Origin of the sequence: Pseudomonas zhanjiangensis (assembly GCF_041027545.1) — a bacterium.
GTDB classification, from domain to species: domain Bacteria; phylum Pseudomonadota; class Gammaproteobacteria; order Pseudomonadales; family Pseudomonadaceae; genus Aquipseudomonas; species Aquipseudomonas zhanjiangensis.
Genome location: NZ_JBFTEG010000018.1, coordinates 59,439 through 81,679, shown reverse-complemented (window position 1 = coordinate 81,679; position 22,241 = coordinate 59,439). Strand labels below are relative to the sequence as shown.

Below are 22,241 nucleotides of genomic sequence, written 5' to 3'. Positions count from 1 at the left end.
CACCAAGGCGGCTGCCTCGCGTTTGAACTCGGCGGAAAACGTACGTCGTTGTTTGCTCATCAGACACCTCTCTCACGGCGAGGATTTTCGCCTAAATCGGTGTCCGGGATCAGTAGACCACTACAGAAGGGCTTCGTTTGGGTAAGGAAATAATTACTTAGACCCGCTTCGCCTTCAGAGACGAGGCATAGGTCAACTGGCTCGTCATCAGGTGCAGTATCCCCTGCAACATTGCCAGCTTCGCGCAATACCAACTCAATATCTCCATCAGCCTCGATGCCGACGACCAAGTGTGGTTTTTCATCGACCGACGCGTCGTGCATTAGCGCAAGAAACGCGCGCTTCACGTTGTGATGTTTGGCTAGTAATTGCGTCAGTGAATCCACCATCTCTGACGGATATTTTTCCGGCTGCCCAAGCAGGACTTTTGTCTCTTTTGGGACTGTACGTTGTATTGCTTTTCGGCCAATGCCCTCAGACAACAGATGCTGAACTTCCTCTGGAGTAAACTCTTTCCCATATGGGGATTTCGGGTTCAAAAAAAGATTAGTGCCTAGCGTCATTTCAAGCAAGGACTTGGCTGGAAGCTCTAAATAGGACTGCTCGGCGTCTATTGATTGTTGTAGAATTTCTAACGAAGAGAAAAATGGGATAGCAGGAGTGCCGTCTTGTTTTTCCCAATGTAAAATTCTGATTTTACTTCCGGCCTCAAGATTGACTGTGCCTTCTTCTGCGCCAGCGGTGCCAAGGACGTAAACAGTCGAATTCAGGAGAGTTCGAAAAAACTCAGGTCTATGTGCTGGTTCGTTTGCGGCCAACCTTAGACTTTTTTCGAGTGTATTTTCTTGCTGAACATCCATGACATCCATGACATCCATCGGTAACTCCATAAGACATAACGTTTGGCTAAAGGGCGGGCTTTAGCCCGTCCCGAATGAGCGAAGCGAACGGTTTGAAGGCTGTAATGGACGCTCCCCGCACCGCGGTTCTATACCGATAACGGTGTTGACTGTTCGCTGGGAGAGCGCTGATGAAACGCAGTGCAGTTGATCTGGCCAAGTCCGTTTACCAAGTTGCCGAGAGTGTCCGTGCCGGCGCGGTGAGTCAGCACAGGCGGCTGAGTCGTGAGGCGTTTCGCCGATATATACAGGAGCAGGCCGAGCCGGTCGAGTGGCTGATGGGTTCTACCCTATTAGCACGGACACTTTCGAGTAAGCTCGCCTTGAGCTACTGGGCAGGCGGGCACTGGCGACTAAGGCTGCGGGCGGACAAAGGGTTGTACCTTGTCTTGTTCGGCAGGATCGTTGCGGGCCACGACGGCGCGGGCGGCTTCCGTGTCGCTCAGGTTGATGGCCTCATGTGGAACACCAGCCGGGATGAAGAGAAACTCGCCCGCTTCGCTGACCACTTCGTTCTGCAGCGCGGAACCCCAGCGCGTAAGCACGCGTCCTTGCAGCACGTAGATGCCAGTCTCGTACCCGAGGTGAATATGTGGCTCAGAGCGAGCGCCAGGCGGTATGACCACCAGATGCATGGACAAGCCGGTCGCGTTCACCGTCTGGCCCGAGATGCCGACGAAGTACGGCAGACGCTGTAGCGTGTCGACTTCAGTGCTGGGGCGAACGCTCCGGACCGCAGGTTCCGATGTATTCATTGCCGCGTACTCCTCGGTGTGGTTTGGGTGCCGCCTAACGCCGCACTTTGGGGCAAACCGAAGCACAGCGTAGGTTTGTCCCTAGCAGCGCTTTGTTACACATTTTCTTGCCCTAGGTCTGTAATTCTTGAATACCTTTCATCGATTTGATCCGGCGTAAGATACATATTCTCATACCTATATTTTGATCTCTGATATTGACCAAAAAATACCGGTTTTCCAGGCTTGCTTTTATCGTGGCTTACCTCAACTATTTGAACTTCATTACAATATGGCTCCCGCCGTACAATCTCTGCCATTTTATCTAGGTAGGGAGAAAATTCAGACCATTTTTCATTTAATGTGCTTGGGTCAACCGCATATTCAGCTATAGGAGCAATAGAATACAAATATTTCGTATCTGTTGGGTATTGGTCATCAATAGCTTCGGCACTGAACTTATATGAATTGCTTTTTAAATGGATCTGATAGTATTTAATATCTCTACCGCAAAGCCTCTTCATTACTTCTTTTTTTCTTTCTTCAGGCATTCGGAGTCCGAAGTATATTGCTTTTACAGCTCTGTAATCATAGTGTTGAAGGCCTGCTGCCGACGTAACAACTCTAACTTCTTTCTCATAAGCCCATCTTTCCGACTTGATGCCAATAAGCTTCTGGATGAAACTGACTTTGTCATTAATTTTGAACATGTCATTTATGTGAAGGCTAGGCGGATGGTTGCTGTACTTGACGTCAAAAGTGTGATAATCGTTACGACCAAAATAAACCAATGTATCTAATTCATACTCAATGCAAAAACCCTCATGGCTGTTTGCATAGTGAGCCCATAGCAACTCGTCTGTACAACTTTTACTAAGGGAATAAATCCCTGCTGAATCTTTTTTCTCGATAAGTTCCCTTAGTGACTGCTTAACAGCTTCTGCAGAGTTCGCCACTTCTTTGCTGCCTTTCCCGAAAAGCCCAGCAGTCAAATCAATTTGGGATAGGAGGTCTTCGTGAAAAACCAATCCTTCGCACGGATCATTCAATCTATTAATGGTTGGAGACCAAAAAGTGTCTTTTTCTAGCGACTTCAGGTCTCTAATAAATATACTTTCATCCCCACCCCTATATTTAAAGACTCTCACGTGCTTGGGTTCTCGCTTTATGTGTAACGTTTGGCTAATGGGCGGGATTTAGCCCGTCCCAGTGAGCGAAGCGAACGGTTTGAATGCTGTAATGGACTCTCCTTGCACCACACTTGCCGATACCGAGCCGTTCGGGTGATCGCTGGGAGAGTCGCTATGCACAGGCGTATTGCAGTTGATCCGGCCAAGTCCGTTTACCCAGTTGCCGAGAGTGTCCTTGCCGGCGCGGTGAGTCAGCGCAGGCGGCTGAGTCGTGAGGTGTTCCGGCGATATATACAGGAGCAGGCCGAGCCGGTCGAGTGGCTGATGCAAGCCTGCGGCAAGGCGCCTCGCACAAGCTGCGCGAGGCCTGGAAGACGTCGCGAGTGCAGCCTTGGGCGGGCGGGGCATTTCAGGCTGCAGGCGTCCGCACCTTGCCCGTATGGCGAGTGGGCTGCGGCCTGATCAGCGGCGCAGGTAGGCGGCGAAGTCGATATCGCTGGCCGAGAGGATGGCCTGTACCCGGTTGTGCACATTGAGCTTGCGCAGGATGGCCGAGACGTGGGCTTTGACCGTGGTTTCGGCGATGTCCAGGCTGTAGGCGATCTGCTTGTTGGATTCGCCCTTGGTCATGCGCTCCAGTACCAGCAACTGCTTGCGGGTCAGGGCGTTGAGCAGTTCGGCGGAGAGGCTCGGGTTCTCCGGGTGGCTGCGCCGCGAGCTGTTGCCCTGGCTGCGGATGATGTCGGGCGGCAGGTAGACGTTGCCCTCGAGGATCTGCGCGATGGCATCGGTCATCTGCGCGCGCGGCGAGGACTTGGTGATGAAGCCGACCGCGCCGTAGGTGATGGCCTGCAGCACCACCTGCTTGTCCTGCTCGGCGGAGACAATCACCACCGGGATGGTCGGCGCCTCGTTGCGCAGCTGCATCAGGCCACTGAGGCCGTGCATGCCGGGCATGTTGAGGTCGAGCAGGATCAGGTCGAGGTCGTCGTGTTCCAGGGTCAACGCCAGGGCGCTGTCCAGGTCGGCGGTTTCCATGATTTCGCTGCCGGGGAAGCCGTCGCTGATGACGTTGTGGATGGCTTCGCGAAACAGCGGGTGGTCGTCGGCAATCAGAATCTTGTACATGGCCTTTCACCTCATTGTTTTCATTATGGTGCGGCGACAGCGATTTAAAAAGTTTGGCGCCTCAGGGCAGTGGCGCCGGTTGTGCCGGGCGCAGCGGCAGGCCGGCCTGTTGCCAGGCGTCGATGCCGTCGCGGTACCAGTAGAGGTTGCGGTAGCCCAGGGCGTGGGCGCGCTTGACCGCGTTCCAGCTCAGCCAGCAGTCCGAGCGGCAGTAGAATACCAGTGGCCAGGTCTTGTCGCCGTGACTGGCCTGCCGCAGATGATGGCTGAAGTAGCGCTGCCAGCGAGCGTCGAGCTGGCCATCGCCGGTATTGGCCAGCCACAGGCTGCCGGGCAGGTTGGCGTGCACCTCGTCCTCGATGAACAGGCCGTTGAGCCACTGGCGGCGGTAGGTATCGATCAGCGCGGTGTCCGGGCGCTCGGCCAGCAGCCGCTGCAGGGCGGCGGTGTCGAGGGTGCGCGTGTGCTCGGCGGTGGCCGGTGTCGGGCTGCGGTACTGGCCGAGGCGGTAGCCGTCGGCGGAGAACAGCGCGGTTTCGGCCAGGGCCTGGCCGGCCAGCAGCAGGCCGAGCAGGGCGCCCAGCAGGGGCAGTCGCAAGGGCAGGAAGTGCTTCATCGCCTCAGGTCCCGGTTCTTTTTATTGGGAGTATTACAAGGCATTGATCCTGCTTTGGAAATTCTACGATGGAGAGCAAAAGCAGTACCAAAGTAGTAGAGCGCTGGCGGCTGGTGGTCCTGTAGCGGCGCAGGGACCAAGCGAGGGCCGGGAGCGGGCGAAGTGCTCTTGAGGGATCGCGGCTGAAGCCGCTCCCACGGCAGCAGGGGCAGCGGCTTCAATCGCGGGCCGCCTAGCTGTTGCGGCGCAGGGCGGCGTGCTGCGGGTTGAAGCTGAGTACCGCGAGCACCGCGAACAGCGCGGTCAGGCCCAGGCAGACCAGCAGGGCCTCGAGGTTGAGGCGCTGGTAGAGGGCGTAGCGCACCAGCTCCACCGCATGGCTGAACGGGTTGAGCGCGCACAGCCAGTACAGCCATTCGCTGGCCTCGCGCATCTTCCACAGCGGGTAGAGCGCCGAGGACAGGAAGAACAGCGGGAAGATGACGAAATTCATCACCCCGGCGAAGTTCTCCAGCTGGCGGATGCCGTTGGACAGCAGCAGGCCCAGGGCGCTGAGCAGCAGTGCCACCAGCAGCAGCGCCGGCAGGGCGGCGAGCAGGCCGAAGGGCGGCGGCTGCACGCCGTACAGCCAGGCGATGGCGAGGAAGGCGTAGACCTGCAGCAGCGAGATCAGGGCGATCGCCAGCAGCTTGCTGGCGAGCAGGAAGGCGCGCGGCAGCGGGCTGGTCAGCAGCACGCGCATGCTGCCCATCTCGCGGTCGTAGACCATCGACAGCGAGCCCTGCATGCCGTTGAACAGCAGGATCATGCAGGCCAGCCCCGGCACTATGTAGGTCTCGTAGGTGATGTAGGTATCGTAGGGGGCGATGATGGCTATCCCTAAGGCGGCGCGAAAACCGGCGGCGAACACCAGCAGCCACAGCAGCGGCCGCACCAGGGCGCTGAAGAAGCGCGAGCGCTGCAGCACGAAGCGCAGCCATTCGCGCTGGACGATGCCGGTGAGGCAATTCCAGTAGGCGTTCATGGGCTGACCTCCGCGGTCAGGCGGGCGAAGGTGGCGGCCAGGTCTGCGTCGCCGGCGCCGAGGCGGCGGGCCGGGCCCTGGGCGACCAGGCGGCCGCGGTTGAGGATCAGCAGGTCGTCGTCCTGCTCCACCTCGTCGAGCAGGTGGGTGGTCCACAGCACCGTCAGCCCGTCCGCACGGCACAGGGCGCGGACATGCCGGTTGAGGGCCAGGCGGCTGGCCGGGTCGAGGCCGGCGCTGGCTTCGTCGAGCAGCAGCAGGCGCGGCCGGTGGAGCAGGGCGCGGGCGATCTCGACTCGGCGGCGGTGACCGCCGTTGAGCGCACGCAGCTTTTCATGTCGGCGTTCGGCCAGTTGCTGGCGGGCCAGCTCCTCGTCGATCCGCGCCTGCGCCGCGCGCCGGGCCAGGCCGTGCAGGGCGGCGTGGTAGCGCAGGTTCTGCTCGACGCTGAGGTCCAGGTCCAGGGTGCTCTGCTGGAACACCACGCCGAGCTGGGCCAAGGCCTGGCGCGGCTGCTGGCGCAGGCTGCTGCCGAGTACCCGGATGTCGCCCTGCTGGAGGTCGTAGAGACGGGTGAGCAGGGCGATCAGGGTCGACTTGCCGGCGCCGTTGGGCCCGAGCAGGGCGGCGAAGCTGCCGGGGGCGACGCTGAAATCCACCGCCTGCAGGGCTTGGCGCGGGCCATAGGCGAAGGCGACGTCGCGCACCTCGAGGGCGTTCATGGGGTCACCACCACGCCCCAGGGGTAGCGGCCGACCTTGATCGATTTGGTGACCTTGAGGCTGTCGACGTCGATCACCGAGACGTCGCCGCTGACCCCGTTGGTGGTCAGCAGGCGTTTCTGATCCGGGGTGAAGGCCAGGTGCCAGACGCGCCGGCCGACCAGCAGGTAGTCGAGGATCCGGTAGCTGTGCGCATCGACCACCGCCACGTGGTTGGCCGGGCCCAGGGCGACGAAGGCGTACTTGCCGTCGGCGCTGAGCTTGACCCCGACCGGCTGGACCTTGTCCGGGTGCACGCCCTTGATCTGGAAGCTCAGGGTCTTGAGTACCTGGCGGCTGGCGACGTCGAGCACGGTGACCGTGCCGCCGATTTCCGCCGAGGCCCACAGGCGTTGGCCGTCGCGGTCGAACTCGACGAAGCGCGGGCGCTGGTCGACCAGGGTGTTGTCCACCAGTTGCTGGGTGGCGGTGTCGATCCAGTGCAGCATGTTGGTGGTCTCGCTGGTGTTGACCGCCCACTTGCCGTCCGGGCTGACCGCCATGCCCTCGGGCTCGACGCCGACGTCGATCTGGCCGAGCACCTGGTCGGTCTGGCTGTCGACCACGGTGACCAGGGCGTCGTCCTCGTTGGAGATGTACAGCCAGCGGTCGTTGGGGTGCAGGGCGAACTGCTCGGGGTCGGCGCCGGAGGGCAGTTCCTTGACGATCTTGCGCGTGGCCAGGTCCATCACCTGGACCCGGTCCGAGTCGCTGGCGCAGATGTACAGCAGCCGGTTGTCGCTGGACAGCAGCAGGCCGCGCGGGCGCATGCCGACCTCGAGGGTGTCGGTGACTTCCAGGCGGTCGAGGTCGATCACGCTGATGCTGTCGTCCTTCTCGTTCGACACATAGGCGGTGGCGGCCTGTGCGGCGGCGCTGGCCAGGGCCAGGCCGATACTCAGGGCGAACGGGGCGATACGCATGGCGTCGATCCTCTTGTTGTTGTCAGGGGTGGGGTGACTGTGCCGCAGGCTTGTCCAGCATCGGTCGGCCCGCTGGTGGATGGCTGCGGCCATCCACCCTAGGGTCGGTGCGCATGGCGCAGCCTACTCGCTGGCCGCCAGGTCACAGCTCACCTCCGGGCGGTCGTAGCCGAGGCTGTCCATTTCGTTATTGGGGTGCAGGAAGCCGTCCTGCGGTGAGGTGCTGACCAGGGCGCGCGGCTGCACCAGGGGAATGGGTTGGCGCAGCTGGCCGTTCCACGGGCGGAAGCTCAGCTTGCGGCCCTTGAAACCGTCCAGCGGCAATTGCTCGCTCAGGGCCAGACGGTGGATCGCCCTGGCGTCGGCCTGGCGCAGTCGGGTCACCGCGCTGGCGATGCTGCGCACGGCGATCCAGGCGGCGTAGTCGCGGTCGTTCATCCAGCGCCCGGCCAGGGCCTCGAAGCGCTTCTGCAACTGGGCGGCGCCGAAGGTCTCGACGGTCTTGTGCCAGCCGGTCGGGGTCAGGCCCTGGGTACCGGCCACCGGGCGCGGGTACCAGGTCTGGTAGGGCAGGTACTCGCCGAAGTCGCCGCGCTCGTCGGCCACCAGCACCACGTCGTACTCGGCGGTCTGGGTGAACACTGGCATCTCGGCCTGGGCGCTGCGGCGCTGGTCGTTGTCGAAGCTCCAGGGCTTCTCGGCCACCAGCGTGTGGCCGAAGCGCTTGGCCGCGCGCTTGAGGGCCGCGGCATAGGCCGCATCGTCGGCGCTGGCGCCGCCGACCAGCAGCCAGCGGTTCCAGCGGCGCACGGCGAGGAACTGGGCCAGGGCGTCGGCGAGCATGGCCCGGCTCGGCAGGGTGTGCAGCACGTTGTCCAGGCACTGACTGCGGCGCAGCTCATCATCCGCGCTGCCGGCGTTGAACAGCAGGCTGTCGCTTAGCTCGGCGCTGAGCTGCCTGAGGGTGGCGGCGGGGGCATTGACCACGAACAGGCGTACACCCTGGTCGTGCAGCTGGCTGGCGGCGGCAACCAGGCTGGCGCCGTCGTCGCGCTCGGCGACTTCCAGGCTGTAGCCGTGCTGGAGGAAGCGTCCGGTGCTGTTGCTGTCGATGATCGCCAGCTCGGCGCCGCGGCGGCCGGCGTCGCTCGGCTCGGGGATGACGTTGGACAGCAGCGGGCCGGTCTGCGGGACATAGGCCAGGTAGCCGATGCGCACCTGCAGCGGGGCCGCCGGGCTGGCCGCCAGGCTCGGGGTAGCCTGGCCGAGGACGGCGAAGGCGGCGAGCAGCAGGGAACGGCAGAGGCTGGGCATGGTCAACTCCCGGGTAGGTGTTGCCAGCATAGGAACTGCAGTCGTAGGGGGAAATATGCAGAAAGTACCAGGCAGGCGCTACCAAGGTAGTAAACCCGCGGTGCGCGCGGCGCTCTAGGATTGGCGCACCGCCTCCAATAACAAGAAAACGGTACCCACCATGAAACGCTTGAAGCTTCTGTTATTGCCCCTGTTGTTGATCGCCAGCCTGGTCGGCTTCGATCGCAGTCCCGCCGAGGAGCGGCCGGCTGCGCGCTCCTTGGTCCGGGTCGATCTGGCAATGGGCGAGCGGGGCGGCGACTATCCCTTGCTCGCGCCGGCCAATCCGCGCCAGACCATCAGGCCCTTCGCGCTGAAGATCATCGTCAGGGACCCCGCGCGTTACGCCCTGTAGCGCCGCCCCGCGGTTCACTCGCCTCATCCCCGCCAGCCGGTTTCCGCCGATGGCGCTGCGCGCCTGCGCGGCCCGCTGCAGACGAGCCGGGGCGGCGACAGGGTCGCAAGCCCTACTACCAAGGGACTAACCGCGAGCCACCAAAGCAGCATTCGGTGCGGCGCGAGGCCTTTCTAAGATGAGCTCAACCAAGCTCCATATCGGACTGTCTTGCGTGCATTTGATGAGGTCTGGAACATGAAAACTACAAAGAAAACCGGTTTCGCCCTGCTGCTGTTGGCCTGCTCGGGCAGCCTCTGGGCCCATGGCAACGTGGTTCCGCAAGCGGTCAACACGCAAGGCCTGGAGCCTTTGGGCGAGGAATGGCTGGAAGAAAACCCCTACCGCGACAACCCGCGGGCGATCGAGATCGGCTCCTCAGCCTACAACCAGAACTGCGCGGCCTGCCACGGCCTGGAGGCCAAGTCCGGCGGCATCGCCCCCGACCTGCGCCTGCTGGAAACCGGCGCCATGGGCGACGAGTGGTTCAAGGAGCGGGTAATCAACGGCGCGGTGCGCGACGGACGGGTGTACATGCCGAAGATGGCCGACTACCTGAGTCAGGAGGCGCTGTGGGCGGTGCGCAGCTACCTGGAAAGCGTGCATATCGAGGAGTAGCACCCATGCGCCGGATCCTCCTGTGGCTGAGCGCCGTGCTGAGTCTGTCGTGCCTGCTGGCCATCCCGGCCCATGCCCAGGCGCCGGTGCGCGACTTCGACAGCATCACTGCCTCCGGCGTACTCAAGGTGGCCGTATACCAGGACTTTGCCCCCTACAGCTTCCAGGAAAACGGTCAGGAGCGCGGCGTCGATGTCGAGCTGGCCCGGGCCCTGGCCGAGGGCCTGGGCCTGAGGCTCGAGCTGATCTGGGCGCCGCCCGGCGAGAAACTCGACGACGACCTGCGCGACTATATCTGGCGCGGCCACTACCTGCGCCCGCACCTGCTGGCCGACGTGATGCTGCGGGTACCCTACGACCGCGACTTCGCCTACATGAGCAACGAGTTTGGCGAGCTGGCCAACGACCTGGTGGTGATGTTCGGTCCCTACCAGCGCGAGCGCTGGCAGGTCGCCTACGACCGCCGCCGGCTCGAGGCGGTGCCCAGCGTCGCGGTGTTCCAGCAGCATCCTATCGGTGTCGAGGTCGACAGCGTGCCCTCGTTCTACCTGTCCTCGGTGTTCGACGGCATGCTCAGCCGCCAGTTGCACCACTTCCCCACGCCCCAGGCGGCCTTCGCCGGCATGCAGGCCGGCGAGGTGGATGCGGTGATGGCCCTGCGCGGCGAGATCGACTGGCAGCTCGGGCAGGCCGCCGACGACCGGCTGGCCCTGGCGCAGAACGCCTACCCCAAGCTCGGCAAGCAGGTCTGGGACATCGGCATGGCGGTACACCAGAGCAACCGCCAGCTGGCCTATGCCCTGGAGGAGCAGCTCGAGGAGCTGATCCTCGACGGCCGGCTGAAGGCGCTCTACGGTCGCTACGGCCTGCAGTACGAATTGCCCGGCCTGTACCAGGACGTCGAATAACTCGCTGCGTACGGCGGCCGATCATGACAGGAGGTGGGTGATGGCGCTGGACTGGCGTTCGTTGTGCGTGCTGGCGCTATGGCTCCTGGCTTGGGACAGCCGCGCCGCCGAGGGCGATCCGCTGACCTCGGTGATGTGGGACTATCACCATCAGCAGCTGCTGGGCGGCGCGCCCTTCGTCTTCGACGAGCGGGTGCGGCTGCTGGCGCCGCCATTCGCCGAGGACGCTCGGCAGGTGCCGATCCAGGTCGACGCCAGCGCCTTCGCCGGCCAGGTGCAGCGGATCTTCGTCTGGGCCGAGCTCAACCCGATCCCGCGTATTGTCGACTTCGTGCCCGGCGAGCAGGTGCTGCCGCGCCTGGCGCTGCGCATCCGCATCGAACAGGCGACGCCCATCCGCGCGGCGGTACTGACCCGCGACGGTCTCTGGCACGTCGGCTCGGCCCAGGTCGACGCCGCCGGTGGCGGCTGCACCGCGCCCAGCGTGGTGCGCGCCCAGCCGGGCTGGGAGGAGCATCTGGGCGAGGTGCTCGGCCGGCGCTTCCCCCTGGCCGACGCCAGCCGCCTGCGGGTGCAGATCAGACATCCGATGGATAACGGCCTGGTCGGCGGCATTCCCGAGTTCTTCCTCAACCAGGCCGAGCTGCGCGACCCCAGCGGCGCAGTGCTGGCGCGGCTCGAGCTGTTCCCGGCGGTCAGCGAGAACCCGACCCTGAGCCTCGAGCTGAAGGGCGAGGGGCCGAGCGAACTGTGGCTGCGTGACAACAACGGTAACGAGTTTGAGGCCGCGCTCTAGCACCCGGGCGGCGGATTTTGCGCCATCCTCCATTAGCGGCCTTGCCGCAACCGGCCCATCAGCAGAAGGACAATCGCCATGATCAAGGTCAGCGTGCTCTACCCCAACAACCCCGGCGTGCATTTCGACTTCCACTACTACTGCACCCAGCATATGGACATCGTGCGCAAGTGCCTGGGCGAGGCCTGCAAGGCGGTGGCCGTGGACCAGGGCCTGAGCAGCGCCGGGCCCAATACCCCGGCGCCGTTCGTCGCCATGGGCCACCTGTATTTCGACTCGGTGGAGAGCTTCCAGCACAGCTTCGCGCCCCATGCCGAGCGGATCATGGCCGACCTGTCGAACTTCACCGACAGCCAGCCGATGATCCAGATCAGCGAGGTCCGGCTGGCGCCCTAGCGCCGGCCGGTCGAGGAGGTGGCGATGCGCTGGATGCTATTAGGGGCCGCTTTGCTCTGTTCGCTGGGCGTGAGCGCCGACTTCGACTATGACCTGCAGCCGCGGCAGATCGCCGAGGACGTCTGGCTGGCGGAGGGCAGTACGGCCAACTTCGATCAGGACAACGGCGGCGCTATCCACAACAGCGGGTTCATCGTCGGCGAGGCGGGCGTGCTGGTGATCGACAGCGGCCCGTCGAAGCGCTACGGCGAGGCGCTGCGCCGGGCCATCGCCAGGGTCACCGACAAGCCGGTAGTCAGGGTGCTGCTGACCCACCATCACCCCGACCATGCCCTGGGCAACCAGGCCTTCGCCGACGTGCCGATCGCCGCACTGGCCGGCAGCCGTGACTTGCTGGCCGAGCAGGGCGAGGCCATGGCGGAGAATATGTACCGCCTGGTCGGCGACTGGATGCGCGGCACCGAGGTGGTGCTGCCGAGCGAGACCCTCGACGAGGGGGCGCTGCAGTTGGGCAAGCGACGCTTGCGCCTGCTCGCCCTGAGCGGCCATAGCGGCGCCGACCTGGCGATCCTCGATGAGACCAGCGGCGTGCTGTTCGCCGGTGACCTGCTGTTCTACCAGCGCGCCCTGACCACCCCCGGCACGCCCGGCCTGGACACCTGGCTGGCCGACCTCGAGCGTCTGCAGGCGCTGCCCTGGAAGCAGATCGTGCCCGGTCACGGCCCGCTGGCCAGCGACGCCGCGCCCTTCGCGCAGATGCGCGACTACCTGGGCTGGCTGGACGAGCTGCTGCGCCATGGCGCCGAGCGGGGCGCGGAGATGAACGAGTTGATCCGCGCGCCCATTCCCCCACGCTTCGCCGCGATCAGCCTGACCCGTTACGAGCTGATCCGCAGCGTTAGTCACTTGTATCCGCGCTACGAGCGTGACCAGTGGTCGAGAGTCGAGCGCTGAGCGGGCGCCAGGAGGTGACCCGGGTTGCGCGCAATGCGACTAATGGGTCGGTTGAAGAATTACCGCCAGTGGCCGAGACATGATGCAATAGCCACCTACGGCCACCCGGCACCCGCGTCCGCGCGCTCAGACCGCACCGAAGCGAAGGAATCACTCCCACCATGTTGCTGAATCTCGTCCAGGGCGCCGCTCTGCTGCTGTCCTTGTGCTGGCTGCAAGCGGTCAATGCGCACCTCTGGGGCAAGCGCCGGCTGACCACGCAGCTGGTCTCGGGCCTGCTGTTCGGTGGCACCTGCGTCATCGGCATGCTGACCGCAATTACCGTGCAGCCGGGGATCATCTATGACGCGCGCACCGTGGTGCTGAGCATGGCCGGGCTGTTCGGTGGCCCGCTGGTCGGTGCCATCGCCGTCGTGCTGGCCGGCGCTTGCCGGCTCTGGCTCGGTGGAGTCGGCGCAGCCGGCGGGGTGGTCGAGATCGTCCTGACCATGCTGCTGGGCCTGGGGTATCGCTCGCTCTACTTGCGCGGCAAGGCCAGTATCCGGCCTTTTTCGTTGTGGCTTTTCGGCCTGCTGGTGCAGTGCCTCGGCGTGTTCCTGCTGTTGCTGATGCCGCGCGAGCAGCTGCCATTTCTGCTGGCAGAGATGGCGCTGCCCATGTTGCTGGTGATGCCGATCGCCACCGTGTTGCTCGGTTCGATGCTCGAGTACATCGAGCAGCGCAAGCGAGCGGATCAGGCGCTGCAGGTCAGCGAGGCGCGCACCCGGGCCATCACCGGGGCGATTCCGGATCTGTTGCTGGTGCTCGATCAGGACGGTCGCTACCTGGAGGTGGTCTACCCCAGGGACAATCCCGTCTATGCCCTGTGCCCGCGGCAGGTGGGCCAGTCGCTGTTCGACGTGCTGCCGCTGGCCGAGGCCGGGCGCCTGCAGGCCTTCATCCGCCAGACCCTGACCAGTGGCACGCCGCAGAAAGTCGAATACACGATGCCGGGGCCGCACGGGCCGCTGCTGCTCGAGGGGCGCTCGCAGCGCCTCGATGGCCTCTACGATGGCAAGCGCGCCGTGGTCTTCCTGGTTCGCGATATCACCGAGCGCAAGAACGCCGAGCGCGAGCTGCGCATCGCCGCTACCGCCTTCGAGTCCCAGCAGGGCATGATCATCACCGATCCGGACAGCCGCATCCTCAGGGTCAACAAGGCATTCACCGCGATCACCGGCTACAGCCCCGAGGATGTCCTGGGGCGCAAGACCCAGATGCTCAGTTCGGGACGCCAGAGCCCCGAGTTCTATCGGGACATGTGGCGCAGTCTGATCGAGACCGACAAGTGGCAGGGCGAGATCTGGAACCGACGCAAGAACGGCGAGATATTCCCCGAGTGGCTGTCCATCAGCGGCGTGCGCAATGCCCAGGGGCAACTCATCAACTATGTCGCCTCGCTGACCGACAGCACCGAGCGCAAGGCCGCGGAAGACCGGATCAAGCAGCTGGCGTTCTACGATGCACTGACGGCGCTGCCCAACCGGCGCCTGTTGCTCGATCGCCTGCAGCATGCGGTGGTCACCAGCGCGCGCAGCGGTCGCTTTGCCGCGCTGATGTTCCTCGACCTGGACAATTTCAAGAACATCAACGACCTCTACGGCCATCAGGCCGGCGACAAGCTGCTGTGCCTGGCCGCCGAGCGCCTGGGCAATGCGGTCAGGGCCGGCGACACGGTGGCGCGCCTGGGCGGCGACGAGTTCGTGGTCATGCTCGAGGGCCTCGACAGCCAGGCGTCGGAGGCGGCGAGTCAGGCCGAGCAGGTGGCCGAAAAGGTGCTGGCGGCGCTGTCCGCACCCTATCTCGTCGGCACCGTCGAGCTGCGCAGCAGCACCAGCGTCGGTGTGGTGCTGTTCAACGACGACGCCTGCAGCAGCGAGGAGCTGATGATGCGCGCCGACCTGTCGATGTACGAAGCCAAGGCGGCCGGCAAGTGTGCGGTGCGCTTCTTCGATCCGGCGATGCAGGAAGCGGTCAGTACCCGCCTGCGCCTGGAGGAGGAGATCGGCAGCGGCCTGCAGGCCGGGGAGTTCATCGGCTATCTGCAACCACAGGTGGACCAGGTCCACGGCTTGCTCGGGGCCGAGGTGCTGGTGCGCTGGCAGCACCCGCGCCGCGGCCTGCTCGGGCCGGTGAGCTTCATCGAGGTGGCCGAGCGCGCCGGCCTGATCGAGCAGCTGGATTTCCAGATGCTGCGCGGCGCCTGCCAGCAGCTGGCGGCCTGGCGCCAGCAGCCGGCGATGTCGCGGCTCAGCCTGGCGGTGAACATCAGTGCGCGCCTGCTCTATCAGGTGGATTTCGTCGAGCGCCTGTTGCAGTTGCTGCAGGAAACGGGCGCGGATCCGGGGCGGCTCAAGCTGGAGCTGACCGAGTCGCTGTTGCTCGATGACCTGCCAGGCGCCAGCGCCCGCATGCTGGCGCTCAAGCGCCATGGCATTCGCTTCTCGATCGATGACTTCGGCACCGGCTACTCGTCAATGGCCTATCTGCAGCAGCTGCCGCTGGACCAGTTGAAGATCGACCAGTCGTTCGTGCGCAAGCTGCCGGAAGACGACAGCAACCTGGCGATCATCAGGGCCATCTGCGCCTTGGCCAACAGCCTCGATCTGGAGGTGATCGCCGAGGGGGTGGAGACCGACGCTCAGCGCATGACGTTGCAGGGGCTGGGTTGCAACCACTACCAGGGCTACCTGTTCGGTCGGCCGCTGCCGCTGGCCGAATTCGAGCGCCTGGCGCTGGCCGCCGAAGTGCCGGCCGAAATGCTCTAGCCGCTTGCGCCGCTGCCCGGCTTGGCCGGGGCAAGCGGTTGCTGGCGCGCCGGCTCAGTCGTCGCGGGTCAGCACTTCGAGCAGCTCGATCTCGAAGATCAGGTTGGAGTGCGGCGGGATCTTCTCGCCGACCTGCCGTTCGCCATACCCCAGGTGGGCCGGCACGAACAGCTTGCGCTTGCCGCCCACGCGCATGCCCATCAGGCCCAGGTCCCAGCCCCGAATCACCCGCCGGGTACCGATCACGCACTGGAACGGCTTGCCGCGCGAGTAGGAGGAGTCGAACTCGCTGCCGTCCTCCAGCCAGCCACGGTACTGGGTGGTGATCAGGGCGCCCTTGACGACTTCCTTGCCCTCGCCCAGGTGAATGTCCTCGACCTGCAGTTCAGTGTTCATCGCACGCTCTCGTCGAATGGCCAGCCGCAGGCGGCCGTGGTTTTCCCGGAATTCTAACGGACTGGCGGGGGCCTTTGGCCAACTGCGGCTCACTGCAGGTGCAGCGCTTCGCCGCGCTCCTGCTGCCAGTCGTCCAGGCTGGGCGCGGCCTGGTCGCCGGCCATGCGGTGGATGATCTCGAAATAGTGCTGCTTGAAGGGATCGTTCATCACCTCGTCACGGCTGCGCACGCGTACCGCATAGATGCTCTGCACGTTCTGGTGGTCGAAGCCGCGCCAGCGCTGCTGATCCTTGAGCAGGCTGTAGCTGTGGTCTTCCAGCGCGCCGATCAGGCGTTCGCTGTCCAGGCTGCCGCTGCGCCGCACGGCATCGGCCCATTGCATGACGATCGAATAGGCCGAGGCACTGCTGCTGCCGGGGTACTCCCGGTATTCGCGGATATAGCGCTCGACGAACTGCAGACCGGCAGGGTTGTTGTCCTGCCGGGGCAGGTCCCAGGTCCAGGCCTCGGTGCCGATCACGCCTTCCATCACCAGCGGCCCTGCCTGCTGCACCACGCTCTTGCTCAGGTTGGGCACGATGATCTGCATGCGCTGCTTCAGGCCCATGTTGTGCACCAGGCGCATGCTGCGCTGCAGGTTCTCGCCCAGCAGCACCAGCACCAGCACGTCGGCATCGCTGGCCGCGGCCTTGGCCAGGGCGGAGCGGTATTGTTCGCGGCTGAGCGGGCCGCGAGGCAGGGCGGTGCGGCCATGCCGGGCGCGGTCGGTACTGCGGGTGGCCAGGCGCAGGGCGCTTTCCATGCTGCGGCCCCAGGCGTCGTCGATCAGGATGTAGTGAAAGTGCCGGCCGGGCAGGTGGATGGCCAGGTATTCGCCGAGCACCCGGGCACTCATCCAGGCGCTGTTGGATTCGCGGAACAGATAGCGCTGGCCGGCGGCGCCGGTGACCTCGTTGGCATAGCTGAGGGTGGCGAAGTACAGCAGGCCCAGCTCGCGGGCGCGCTGGCCGGCGGCGATGGCTTCCTCGCTGGTGGCACCGCCGAACACCATGCGCGCGCCCTGGCTGGCGAACCGTTCGACGTTGCGGCGGGCCTGCTCGGCACGCGAGGCGGTGTTCTCGCTGAGCAACTCCAGCGGTCGATCGAGCACGCCGCCGCTGCGGTTGATCTGCTCGACGGCGAGCAGGGCGCCGCGGCGTAGTTCCAGGCCTTCGTCCTTGTAGTTGCCGGTACGCGGGTAGTTCAGGCCGATTTTCAGCGATTCGGCCTGCAGGCTGGCCCCCAGGCAGTTGCACAACAGGCAGCAGAGCAGGATGACACGAGCCATAGAGTTTTCTCCTCAGCGTGGGTGTCACCTTGTAAGCAGTGAGGCGGGCTGTGGATATGCTCTTTTCCGGCCATTGGCCCGGCACTTAAGTCGGTGCCGACTCGCGGCCCCCTGGCGCGCCGGGGCCGCGAGCGGCGTCGTTCAGTCGGCGCAGACTGTGGCGATGGCCTGGGCCAGCTGGTCCAGGCGGCCGGCGTCGAGGCCGGCGACGTTGGCGCGGCCGGAGCCGACCAGATAGACGCTGAACTCGTCGCGCAGGCGTTGCACCTGGCGCGGCGTCAGGCCGGTGTAGGAGAACATGCCGCGCTGCACGCCGATATGGGCGAAGCGCTCGGCCAGGCCGAAGGGTTGCAGGGCCTCGACCAGGCCCAGGCGCAGGCTGGCCACGCGCAGGCGCATGCGTTCCAGCTCGTCCTGCCAGAGGATCCTGAGCGCGTCGTCGGCGAGGATGGTCGCGACCACCGCGGCGCCATGGGCCGGTGGCGTCGACCAGAGGTTGCGGGCGATCGAGGCCAGCTGGCTGCGCACGTCCAGCAGCTTGTCCGGGGTTTCTGCGCAGACCAGCAGGGCGCCGGTGCGCTCGCGGTACAGGCCGAAGTTCTTCGAGCAGGAACTGGTGACCAGCAGCTCGGGCAGCGCCTCGGCGAACAGGCGCACGGCCCAGGCGTCCTGTTCCAGGCCGTCGCCGAAGCCCTGGTAGGCGAAGTCGATCAACGGCAGCAGCTCGCGCGCCTTGACCACCTCCAGCACCCGGCGCCAGTCGTCCTGGCTCAGGTCGAAGCCGGTGGGGTTGTGGCAGCAGGCGTGCAGCAGCACCACGTCGCCGGGGGGCAGTTGGCCAAGGGCGACGAGCATCGCCTCGACGTCCAGGCGGTTATCGGCGCCGACATAGGGGTAGTGGCCGACGCGCAGGCCGGCCTCGGCGAACAGGGTTTCGTGGATCGGCCAGGTCGGGTCGCTCAGCCAGATACCGCGGCCGGGCAGGCAGTGGCCGATGAAGTCGGCGGCCAGGCGCAGGGCGCCGGTGCCGCCGGGGGTCTGGCTGGCGGCGGCGCGCTGTTCGCCCAGCAACGGAGAGGCGGCGCCGAACACCAGCTCGGCCAGGCGCGCGGTGAACAATGGATCACCGTGGCCACCGACATAGCTCTTGCTGGTCTCGCTGTCGAGCAGACCCTGCTCGGCCAGCTTGACCGCCTGGGGAATCGGCGTCAGGCCCTGGGCGTCCTTGTACACGCCCACGCCCAGGTCGAGCTTGGCCGGGCTGGGGTCGGCGCGAAAGGCTTCCATCAGGCCGAGAATGGGGTCGCCGGGAACCCGTCGGACCTGGGCGAAGTGGCTCACTTGCGACCCTCCGCGGTCTTCGCCAGCTCGTCGGTGCGTGCGGCCATGATGAAGTCGTTGCGGTGCAGGCCGCGGGCTTCATGGCTCCACCAGGTCACCGTGACCTTGCCCCATTCGGTGAGCAGGGCCGGGTGATGGCCTTCTTCCTCGGCGGCGGCGCCGACGGCGTTGGTGAAGGCCAACGCGTGGCGGAAGTTCTTGAAGGCGAAGACCTTCTCCAGCTCCATGTGGTCGCCGCGGGTCTCGATGTTCCAGTCCGGAATCTGCTTGAGCAGTTCGGCCAGCTCCTCGTCGGACACCAGGGGCGCGTCGGCGCGGCAGGCCTCGCAGTGGGCTTGGTTCAGTGCAGTCATGATGGGCTCCTCGAAAATAGGGGGCGGTGCAAGAAGGGTAGGCCGGATGGCGCCAAGCGCTACCCGGCCCGTCGCTGCGGGGCCGCGGGTCAGGCCGCCTTCGGCGGGAACTTGGGCGCGTGCAGGCCCAGGCGCATGGCCTGATGGACGACCGCCATGATGTCCTCGTGGGCCAGTTCGAACAGGCGCTTGAGCTCCGGTAGAACGAAGTACAGCGGTTGCAGGATATCGATGCGGTAGGGCGTACGCATCGCCTCCAGGGCCGAGAATGGCTGGTGCTCGGGTTCTCCGGACAGGCTGTAGAGGGTCTCCTTCGGCGAGGAGAGGATGCCGCCGCCGTAGATCCGCCGACCCTCGGGGGTGTCGACCAGGCCGAACTCGATGGTCATCCAGTACAGCCGGGCGAGGTACACGCGTTCTTCCTTGCTGGCCTTGAGGCCGAGCTTGCCGTAGGTGTGAGTGAACTCGGCGAACCAGGGGTTGGTCAGCAGCGGGCAATGGCCGAAGATCTCGTGGAAGATGTCCGGCTCCTGCAGGTAGTCGAGCTCCTCCGGGGTGCGGATGAAGGTGGCCACCGGGAATTGCCGGCTGGCCAGCAGCTCGAAGAAGGTCTGGAACGGAATCAACGCCGGCACCCGGGCCACCTGCCAGCCGGTGGTGGCGGCCAGCACCCGGTTGACCTCATCGAGTTGCGGAATGCGCTCGAGCGGCAAGCCGAGCTGCTCGATGCCGTCCAGGTATTCCTGGCAGGCGCGGCCCTCGATCACCTTCAACTGGCGGCTGATCAGGGTATTCCATACCGCGTGCTCGCCCTCGGTGTAGTGGATGAAGCCGCTTTCGTCCGGTTTGCGCGCCACATACTGCGTGGATTTCATCGATGCCTCCCGCTGCAGTCTTTGTTGTTTTATTGGACTATGGATAGCGCGGATGGTGCGCCTTTGCAGCCCATGGCAAGGGCATCGGCCATGGCGCCTGGCGAAATTTCGTAAAGAAATGATTACGTGAGCGCGGGTGTGGCCGAATTCCGGCTTGCTGGTCGGTCGATCCGTAACATATTCTTGACGAAAAATAAGGCGGGGCAGGCGATAGTTCGCCCTCCAGCCGTCCCATCAGCCGCCGTCAGGGCCCGCCATGCGTATCAAAGTCCACTGCCAGAACCGGATCGGCATTCTGCGCGATATCCTCGAACTGCTGGTCGAGTACGGCATCAACGTCGCCCGCGGCGAGGTCGGCGGCGAGCAGGGCAATGCCATCTACCTGCACTGCCCGAACCTGATCAACCTGCAGTTCCAGTCGCTGCGCGCCAAATTCGAGGCGATTCCGGGGGTATTCGGCGTCAAGCGCGTCGGCCTGATGCCCAGCGAGCGCCGCCACCTGGAGCTCAACGCGCTGCTCGGCGCCCTGGAGTTTCCGGTGCTGTCGATCGACATGGGCGGTTCGATCGTCGCCGCCAACCGCGCCGCTGCCCAGCTGCTCGGGGTGCGGGTCGACGAGGTGCCGGGCATTCCCCTGGCGCGCTACGCCGAGGATTTCGACCTGCCGGAACTGGTGCGGGCCAACAAGTCGCGGATCAACGGCCTGCGGGTCAAGGTCAAGGGTGACGTGTTTCTCGCCGACATCGCCCCGCTGCAGACCGAGCACGACGAGAGCGACGCCCTGGCCGGCGCGGTGCTCACCCTGCACCGGGCGGATAGGGTGGGGGAGCGTATCTACCATGTGCGCAAGCAGGAGCTGCGCGGCTTCGATTCGATCTTCCAGAGTTCCAAGGTGATGGCCGCGGTGGTGCGCGAAGCCAGGCGCATGGCGCCGCTGGACGCGCCGCTGCTGATCGAGGGTGAGACCGGCACCGGCAAGGAGCTGCTGGCCCGCGCCTGCCACCTGGCCAGCCCGCGCGGCCAATCGCCGTTCATGGCGCTGAACTGCGCCGGGTTGCCCGAATCCATGGCCGAGACCGAGCTGTTCGGTTACGGCCCCGGCGCCTTCGAGGGCGCGCGGCCGGAGGGCAAGCTCGGCCTGCTCGAGCTGACGGCCGGCGGCACCCTGTTCCTCGACGGCGTCGGCGAGATGAGCCCGCGCCTGCAGGCCAAGCTGCTGCGCTTCCTGCAGGACGGCTGCTTCCGCCGGGTCGGCAGCGACGAGGAGGTCTACCTGGACGTGCGGGTGATCTGCGCCACCCAGGTCGACCTGTCCGAGCTGTGCGCCAGGGGCGAGTTCCGCCAGGACCTGTACCACCGCCTCAACGTGCTCAGCCTGCACATTCCGCCGCTGCGCGAATGCCTGGACGGCCTCGGCCCGCTGGTCGAGCACTTCCTCGACTCGGCCAGCCGGCAGATCGGCTGCCCGCTGCCGACCCTGGCGCCCCAGGCGCTGGACAAGCTCGGCCACTACCACTGGCCGGGCAACGTGCGCCAGCTGGAGAACGTGCTGTTCCAGGCCGTGTCGCTGTGCGAGGGCGGCCGGGTCAAGCCCGAGCACATCCGCCTGCCGGACTACGGTGCGCCGCAGCCGCTGGGCGATTTTTCCCTGGAAGGCGGCCTGGACGAGATCCTTGGTCGTTTCGAGAAGGCGGTGCTCGAGCGCCTGTACCAGGACTATCCGAGCAGCCGCCAGCTGGGCAAGCGCCTGGGCGTGTCGCATACCACCGTCGCCAACAAGCTGCGCCAGCATGGACTGGGCAAGGAATAGCGCGTTCTGTCGGGTGCTTGCTGATGTTAATGAGAAGCCGTATCATTCGTCTTCTACTTCGCCGCAGCAGGGAGCTTCAGGCCAAACAACAAGAAGCCAAGCCCATGCTCAAAACGCTGCTCGTCTACAGTCACCTGCTCGCCACCTGCATCGCCCTCGGTACCCTGCTGCAGGCCGACCACAAACTTTGGCGCTGGCGCAGGGAGCGCCTGGACGAGCCTCGGCGGGCCCAACTGGGCGAAGTTCAGCGGGTGGTCAGCGTGGCGCTGCTGGGCCTCTGGATCACCGGTTTGGCGCTGGTGGTCCAGGGCTACCTCGACGCCGGTATGGATTATTTGCTCAACCAGAAACTCTGGGCCAAAGCCAGCGTGGTGGTATTGCTGACGCTGAACGGGGTGCTGCTGCACCGCATTGGATTTCCGCTGCTGCATCAGGCGGCATTCGTCGCCTTGCCCGATGCGGCCCGCCTGCGTCTGGGACTGCTGGGCGCGTTGTCGATGAGTGCCTGGCTGTTCGCGGCGTTTCTGGGGGTGGCCCGGCCGTGGAACCACGTCATGCCTTATCTGCACATCATGGGTGCGTTCGCCGGCTTGCTGGCGTTGGCGGCGAGCACCGCCTGCGTCGTCGTGCGCACGTTGGCCGTGGCTCGACGCGACGGGGCCGCGGCGGATTCCTGTTAGACCTTGGTGCAATGGCG

Annotated in this window: 23 protein-coding genes and 2 pseudogenes; 11 read left to right on the top strand and 14 right to left on the bottom strand. The window is 65.0% G+C overall.

The features are described from left to right. Positions 1-59: 59 nt before the first annotated feature. Positions 60-878, bottom strand: a complete 819-nt coding sequence (sseB, locus tag AB5S05_RS18505) for an enhanced serine sensitivity protein SseB (RefSeq protein WP_369288995.1) — start codon at positions 876-878, stop codon at positions 60-62. A gap of 152 nt (positions 879-1,030) precedes the next feature. On the opposite strand from sseB, the pseudogene AB5S05_RS18500 reads away from it, so the two are divergent. Then, positions 1,031-1,180, top strand: a pseudogene (locus AB5S05_RS18500) (IS110 family transposase); the annotation flags it as partial. Positions 1,181-1,252: 72 nt separating this feature from the next. Here the strand turns inward: AB5S05_RS18500 and AB5S05_RS18495 are convergent. Together AB5S05_RS18495 and AB5S05_RS18490 are read right to left on the bottom strand one after the other, a co-directional pair. Beyond that, on the bottom strand, positions 1,253-1,654 hold the full coding sequence (locus tag AB5S05_RS18495) for a cupin domain-containing protein (RefSeq protein ID WP_369288994.1): 402 nt from the start codon (positions 1,652-1,654) through the stop codon (positions 1,253-1,255). A gap of 95 nt (positions 1,655-1,749) precedes the next feature. Then, positions 1,750-2,781: a DUF2971 domain-containing protein gene (locus tag AB5S05_RS18490; protein WP_369288993.1), complete on the bottom strand. Its 1,032-nt coding sequence runs from the start codon at positions 2,779-2,781 to the stop codon at positions 1,750-1,752. 156 nt (positions 2,782-2,937) lie between these two features. Here AB5S05_RS18490 and AB5S05_RS18485 point away from each other — a divergent pair. Then, positions 2,938-3,108: pseudogene (locus AB5S05_RS18485) on the top strand (IS110 family transposase); the annotation flags it as partial. A 117-nt stretch (positions 3,109-3,225) separates the two neighbouring features. Here the strand turns inward: AB5S05_RS18485 and AB5S05_RS18480 are convergent. The 6 genes from AB5S05_RS18480 to AB5S05_RS18455 all read right to left on the bottom strand — a co-directional run bounded on the left by AB5S05_RS18480 (position 3,226) and on the right by AB5S05_RS18455 (position 8,529). After that, a complete protein-coding gene (locus AB5S05_RS18480; protein WP_369288992.1) occupies positions 3,226-3,891 on the bottom strand; it encodes a response regulator in 666 nt (221 codons plus the stop codon). Between the two features lie 61 nt (positions 3,892-3,952). Further along, complete coding sequence (locus AB5S05_RS18475; RefSeq protein ID WP_369288991.1) at positions 3,953-4,507, bottom strand: PQQ-dependent catabolism-associated CXXCW motif protein; 555 nt, start codon at positions 4,505-4,507, stop codon at positions 3,953-3,955. 232 nt (positions 4,508-4,739) lie between these two features. Beyond that, a complete protein-coding gene (locus AB5S05_RS18470) occupies positions 4,740-5,531 on the bottom strand; it encodes an ABC transporter permease (RefSeq protein ID WP_369288990.1) in 792 nt (263 codons plus the stop codon). After that, positions 5,528-6,253, bottom strand: a complete 726-nt coding sequence (locus tag AB5S05_RS18465; protein WP_369288989.1) for an ABC transporter ATP-binding protein — start codon at positions 6,251-6,253, stop codon at positions 5,528-5,530. The genes AB5S05_RS18470 and AB5S05_RS18465 overlap by 4 nt, the downstream gene beginning before the upstream one ends. Next, on the bottom strand, positions 6,250-7,215 hold the full coding sequence (locus AB5S05_RS18460) for a YVTN family beta-propeller repeat protein (protein WP_369288988.1): 966 nt from the start codon (positions 7,213-7,215) through the stop codon (positions 6,250-6,252). Before AB5S05_RS18460 ends, AB5S05_RS18465 begins: the two co-directional genes overlap by 4 nt. Before the next feature lie 123 nt (positions 7,216-7,338). After that, positions 7,339-8,529, bottom strand: coding sequence for an ABC transporter substrate-binding protein (locus AB5S05_RS18455; protein ID WP_369288987.1), 1,191 nt, complete (start codon positions 8,527-8,529; stop codon positions 7,339-7,341). Between the two features lie 160 nt (positions 8,530-8,689). Between AB5S05_RS18455 and AB5S05_RS18450 the strand changes: the two genes are divergently transcribed. The 7 genes from AB5S05_RS18450 to AB5S05_RS18420 all read left to right on the top strand — a co-directional run bounded on the left by AB5S05_RS18450 (position 8,690) and on the right by AB5S05_RS18420 (position 15,441). Next, entirely contained in the window at positions 8,690-8,923 is a 234-nt protein-coding gene (locus tag AB5S05_RS18450) for a hypothetical protein (RefSeq protein WP_369288986.1), read from the top strand. Between the two features lie 237 nt (positions 8,924-9,160). Next, the gene (gene pedF / locus AB5S05_RS18445) at positions 9,161-9,580 is read left to right on the top strand and encodes a cytochrome c-550 PedF (protein ID WP_369288985.1); all 420 of its coding nucleotides are present in this window, start codon (positions 9,161-9,163) and stop codon (positions 9,578-9,580) included. 5 nt (positions 9,581-9,585) lie between these two features. After that, positions 9,586-10,488 (top strand): substrate-binding periplasmic protein, encoded by a 903-nt coding sequence (locus AB5S05_RS18440; RefSeq protein ID WP_369288984.1) that lies wholly within the window; start codon positions 9,586-9,588, stop codon positions 10,486-10,488. Positions 10,489-10,534: 46 nt separating this feature from the next. Next, complete coding sequence (locus tag AB5S05_RS18435; RefSeq protein WP_369288998.1) at positions 10,535-11,284, top strand: quinoprotein dehydrogenase-associated SoxYZ-like carrier; 750 nt, start codon at positions 10,535-10,537, stop codon at positions 11,282-11,284. Positions 11,285-11,362: 78 nt separating this feature from the next. Beyond that, complete coding sequence (locus tag AB5S05_RS18430) at positions 11,363-11,680, top strand: EthD family reductase (protein WP_369288983.1); 318 nt, start codon at positions 11,363-11,365, stop codon at positions 11,678-11,680. 24 nt (positions 11,681-11,704) lie between these two features. Continuing rightward, complete coding sequence (locus AB5S05_RS18425) at positions 11,705-12,634, top strand: quinoprotein relay system zinc metallohydrolase 1 (RefSeq protein WP_369288982.1); 930 nt, start codon at positions 11,705-11,707, stop codon at positions 12,632-12,634. A gap of 161 nt (positions 12,635-12,795) precedes the next feature. Continuing rightward, on the top strand, positions 12,796-15,441 hold the full coding sequence (locus AB5S05_RS18420) for an EAL domain-containing protein (protein WP_369288981.1): 2,646 nt from the start codon (positions 12,796-12,798) through the stop codon (positions 15,439-15,441). A 54-nt stretch (positions 15,442-15,495) separates the two neighbouring features. On the opposite strand, the gene AB5S05_RS18415 is transcribed toward AB5S05_RS18420, so the two are convergent. The 5 genes from AB5S05_RS18415 to phhA all read right to left on the bottom strand — a co-directional run bounded on the left by AB5S05_RS18415 (position 15,496) and on the right by phhA (position 19,752). Next, positions 15,496-15,837: an FKBP-type peptidyl-prolyl cis-trans isomerase gene (locus tag AB5S05_RS18415; protein ID WP_369288980.1), complete on the bottom strand. Its 342-nt coding sequence runs from the start codon at positions 15,835-15,837 to the stop codon at positions 15,496-15,498. Between the two features lie 89 nt (positions 15,838-15,926). Then, entirely contained in the window at positions 15,927-17,165 is a 1,239-nt protein-coding gene (locus tag AB5S05_RS18410; protein WP_369288979.1) for an ABC transporter substrate-binding protein, read from the bottom strand. Positions 17,166-17,306: 141 nt separating this feature from the next. Continuing rightward, entirely contained in the window at positions 17,307-18,506 is a 1,200-nt protein-coding gene (locus AB5S05_RS18405; protein WP_369288978.1) for an amino acid aminotransferase, read from the bottom strand. Further along, positions 18,503-18,859: a 4a-hydroxytetrahydrobiopterin dehydratase gene (locus tag AB5S05_RS18400; protein WP_369288977.1), complete on the bottom strand. Its 357-nt coding sequence runs from the start codon at positions 18,857-18,859 to the stop codon at positions 18,503-18,505. Before AB5S05_RS18400 ends, AB5S05_RS18405 begins: the two co-directional genes overlap by 4 nt. A gap of 89 nt (positions 18,860-18,948) precedes the next feature. Further along, positions 18,949-19,752: a phenylalanine 4-monooxygenase gene (gene phhA / locus AB5S05_RS18395; RefSeq protein ID WP_369288997.1), complete on the bottom strand. Its 804-nt coding sequence runs from the start codon at positions 19,750-19,752 to the stop codon at positions 18,949-18,951. Between the two features lie 238 nt (positions 19,753-19,990). On the opposite strand from phhA, the gene AB5S05_RS18390 reads away from it, so the two are divergent. Further along, positions 19,991-21,544 (top strand): sigma-54-dependent transcriptional regulator, encoded by a 1,554-nt coding sequence (locus AB5S05_RS18390; protein ID WP_369288976.1) that lies wholly within the window; start codon positions 19,991-19,993, stop codon positions 21,542-21,544. 104 nt (positions 21,545-21,648) lie between these two features. Beyond that, positions 21,649-22,224, top strand: a complete 576-nt coding sequence (locus AB5S05_RS18385; protein ID WP_369288996.1) for a hypothetical protein — start codon at positions 21,649-21,651, stop codon at positions 22,222-22,224. Positions 22,225-22,241: the final 17 nt, after the last annotated feature.

Bases quoted from the DNA above. Each gene is read 5' to 3' on its own strand.
- sseB (WP_369288995.1), bottom strand. From the start codon at position 878: ATGGATGTCATGGATGTCATGGATGTTCAGCAAGAAAATACACTCGAA.
- AB5S05_RS18495 (WP_369288994.1), bottom strand. From the start codon at position 1,654: ATGAATACATCGGAACCTGCGGTCCGGAGCGTTCGCCCCAGCACTGAA.
- AB5S05_RS18480 (WP_369288992.1), bottom strand. From the start codon at position 3,891: ATGTACAAGATTCTGATTGCCGACGACCACCCGCTGTTTCGCGAAGCC.
- AB5S05_RS18475 (WP_369288991.1), bottom strand. From the start codon at position 4,507: ATGAAGCACTTCCTGCCCTTGCGACTGCCCCTGCTGGGCGCCCTGCTC.
- AB5S05_RS18470 (WP_369288990.1), bottom strand. From the start codon at position 5,531: ATGAACGCCTACTGGAATTGCCTCACCGGCATCGTCCAGCGCGAATGG.
- AB5S05_RS18465 (WP_369288989.1), bottom strand. From the start codon at position 6,253: ATGAACGCCCTCGAGGTGCGCGACGTCGCCTTCGCCTATGGCCCGCGC.
- AB5S05_RS18460 (WP_369288988.1), bottom strand. From the start codon at position 7,215: ATGCGTATCGCCCCGTTCGCCCTGAGTATCGGCCTGGCCCTGGCCAGC.
- AB5S05_RS18455 (WP_369288987.1), bottom strand. From the start codon at position 8,529: ATGCCCAGCCTCTGCCGTTCCCTGCTGCTCGCCGCCTTCGCCGTCCTC.
- AB5S05_RS18450 (WP_369288986.1), top strand. From the start codon at position 8,690: ATGAAACGCTTGAAGCTTCTGTTATTGCCCCTGTTGTTGATCGCCAGC.
- pedF (WP_369288985.1), top strand. From the start codon at position 9,161: ATGAAAACTACAAAGAAAACCGGTTTCGCCCTGCTGCTGTTGGCCTGC.
- AB5S05_RS18440 (WP_369288984.1), top strand. From the start codon at position 9,586: ATGCGCCGGATCCTCCTGTGGCTGAGCGCCGTGCTGAGTCTGTCGTGC.
- AB5S05_RS18430 (WP_369288983.1), top strand. From the start codon at position 11,363: ATGATCAAGGTCAGCGTGCTCTACCCCAACAACCCCGGCGTGCATTTC.
- AB5S05_RS18425 (WP_369288982.1), top strand. From the start codon at position 11,705: ATGCGCTGGATGCTATTAGGGGCCGCTTTGCTCTGTTCGCTGGGCGTG.
- AB5S05_RS18420 (WP_369288981.1), top strand. From the start codon at position 12,796: ATGTTGCTGAATCTCGTCCAGGGCGCCGCTCTGCTGCTGTCCTTGTGC.
- AB5S05_RS18415 (WP_369288980.1), bottom strand. From the start codon at position 15,837: ATGAACACTGAACTGCAGGTCGAGGACATTCACCTGGGCGAGGGCAAG.
- AB5S05_RS18410 (WP_369288979.1), bottom strand. From the start codon at position 17,165: ATGGCTCGTGTCATCCTGCTCTGCTGCCTGTTGTGCAACTGCCTGGGG.
- AB5S05_RS18400 (WP_369288977.1), bottom strand. From the start codon at position 18,859: ATGACTGCACTGAACCAAGCCCACTGCGAGGCCTGCCGCGCCGACGCG.
- AB5S05_RS18390 (WP_369288976.1), top strand. From the start codon at position 19,991: ATGCGTATCAAAGTCCACTGCCAGAACCGGATCGGCATTCTGCGCGAT.
- AB5S05_RS18385 (WP_369288996.1), top strand. From the start codon at position 21,649: ATGCTCAAAACGCTGCTCGTCTACAGTCACCTGCTCGCCACCTGCATC.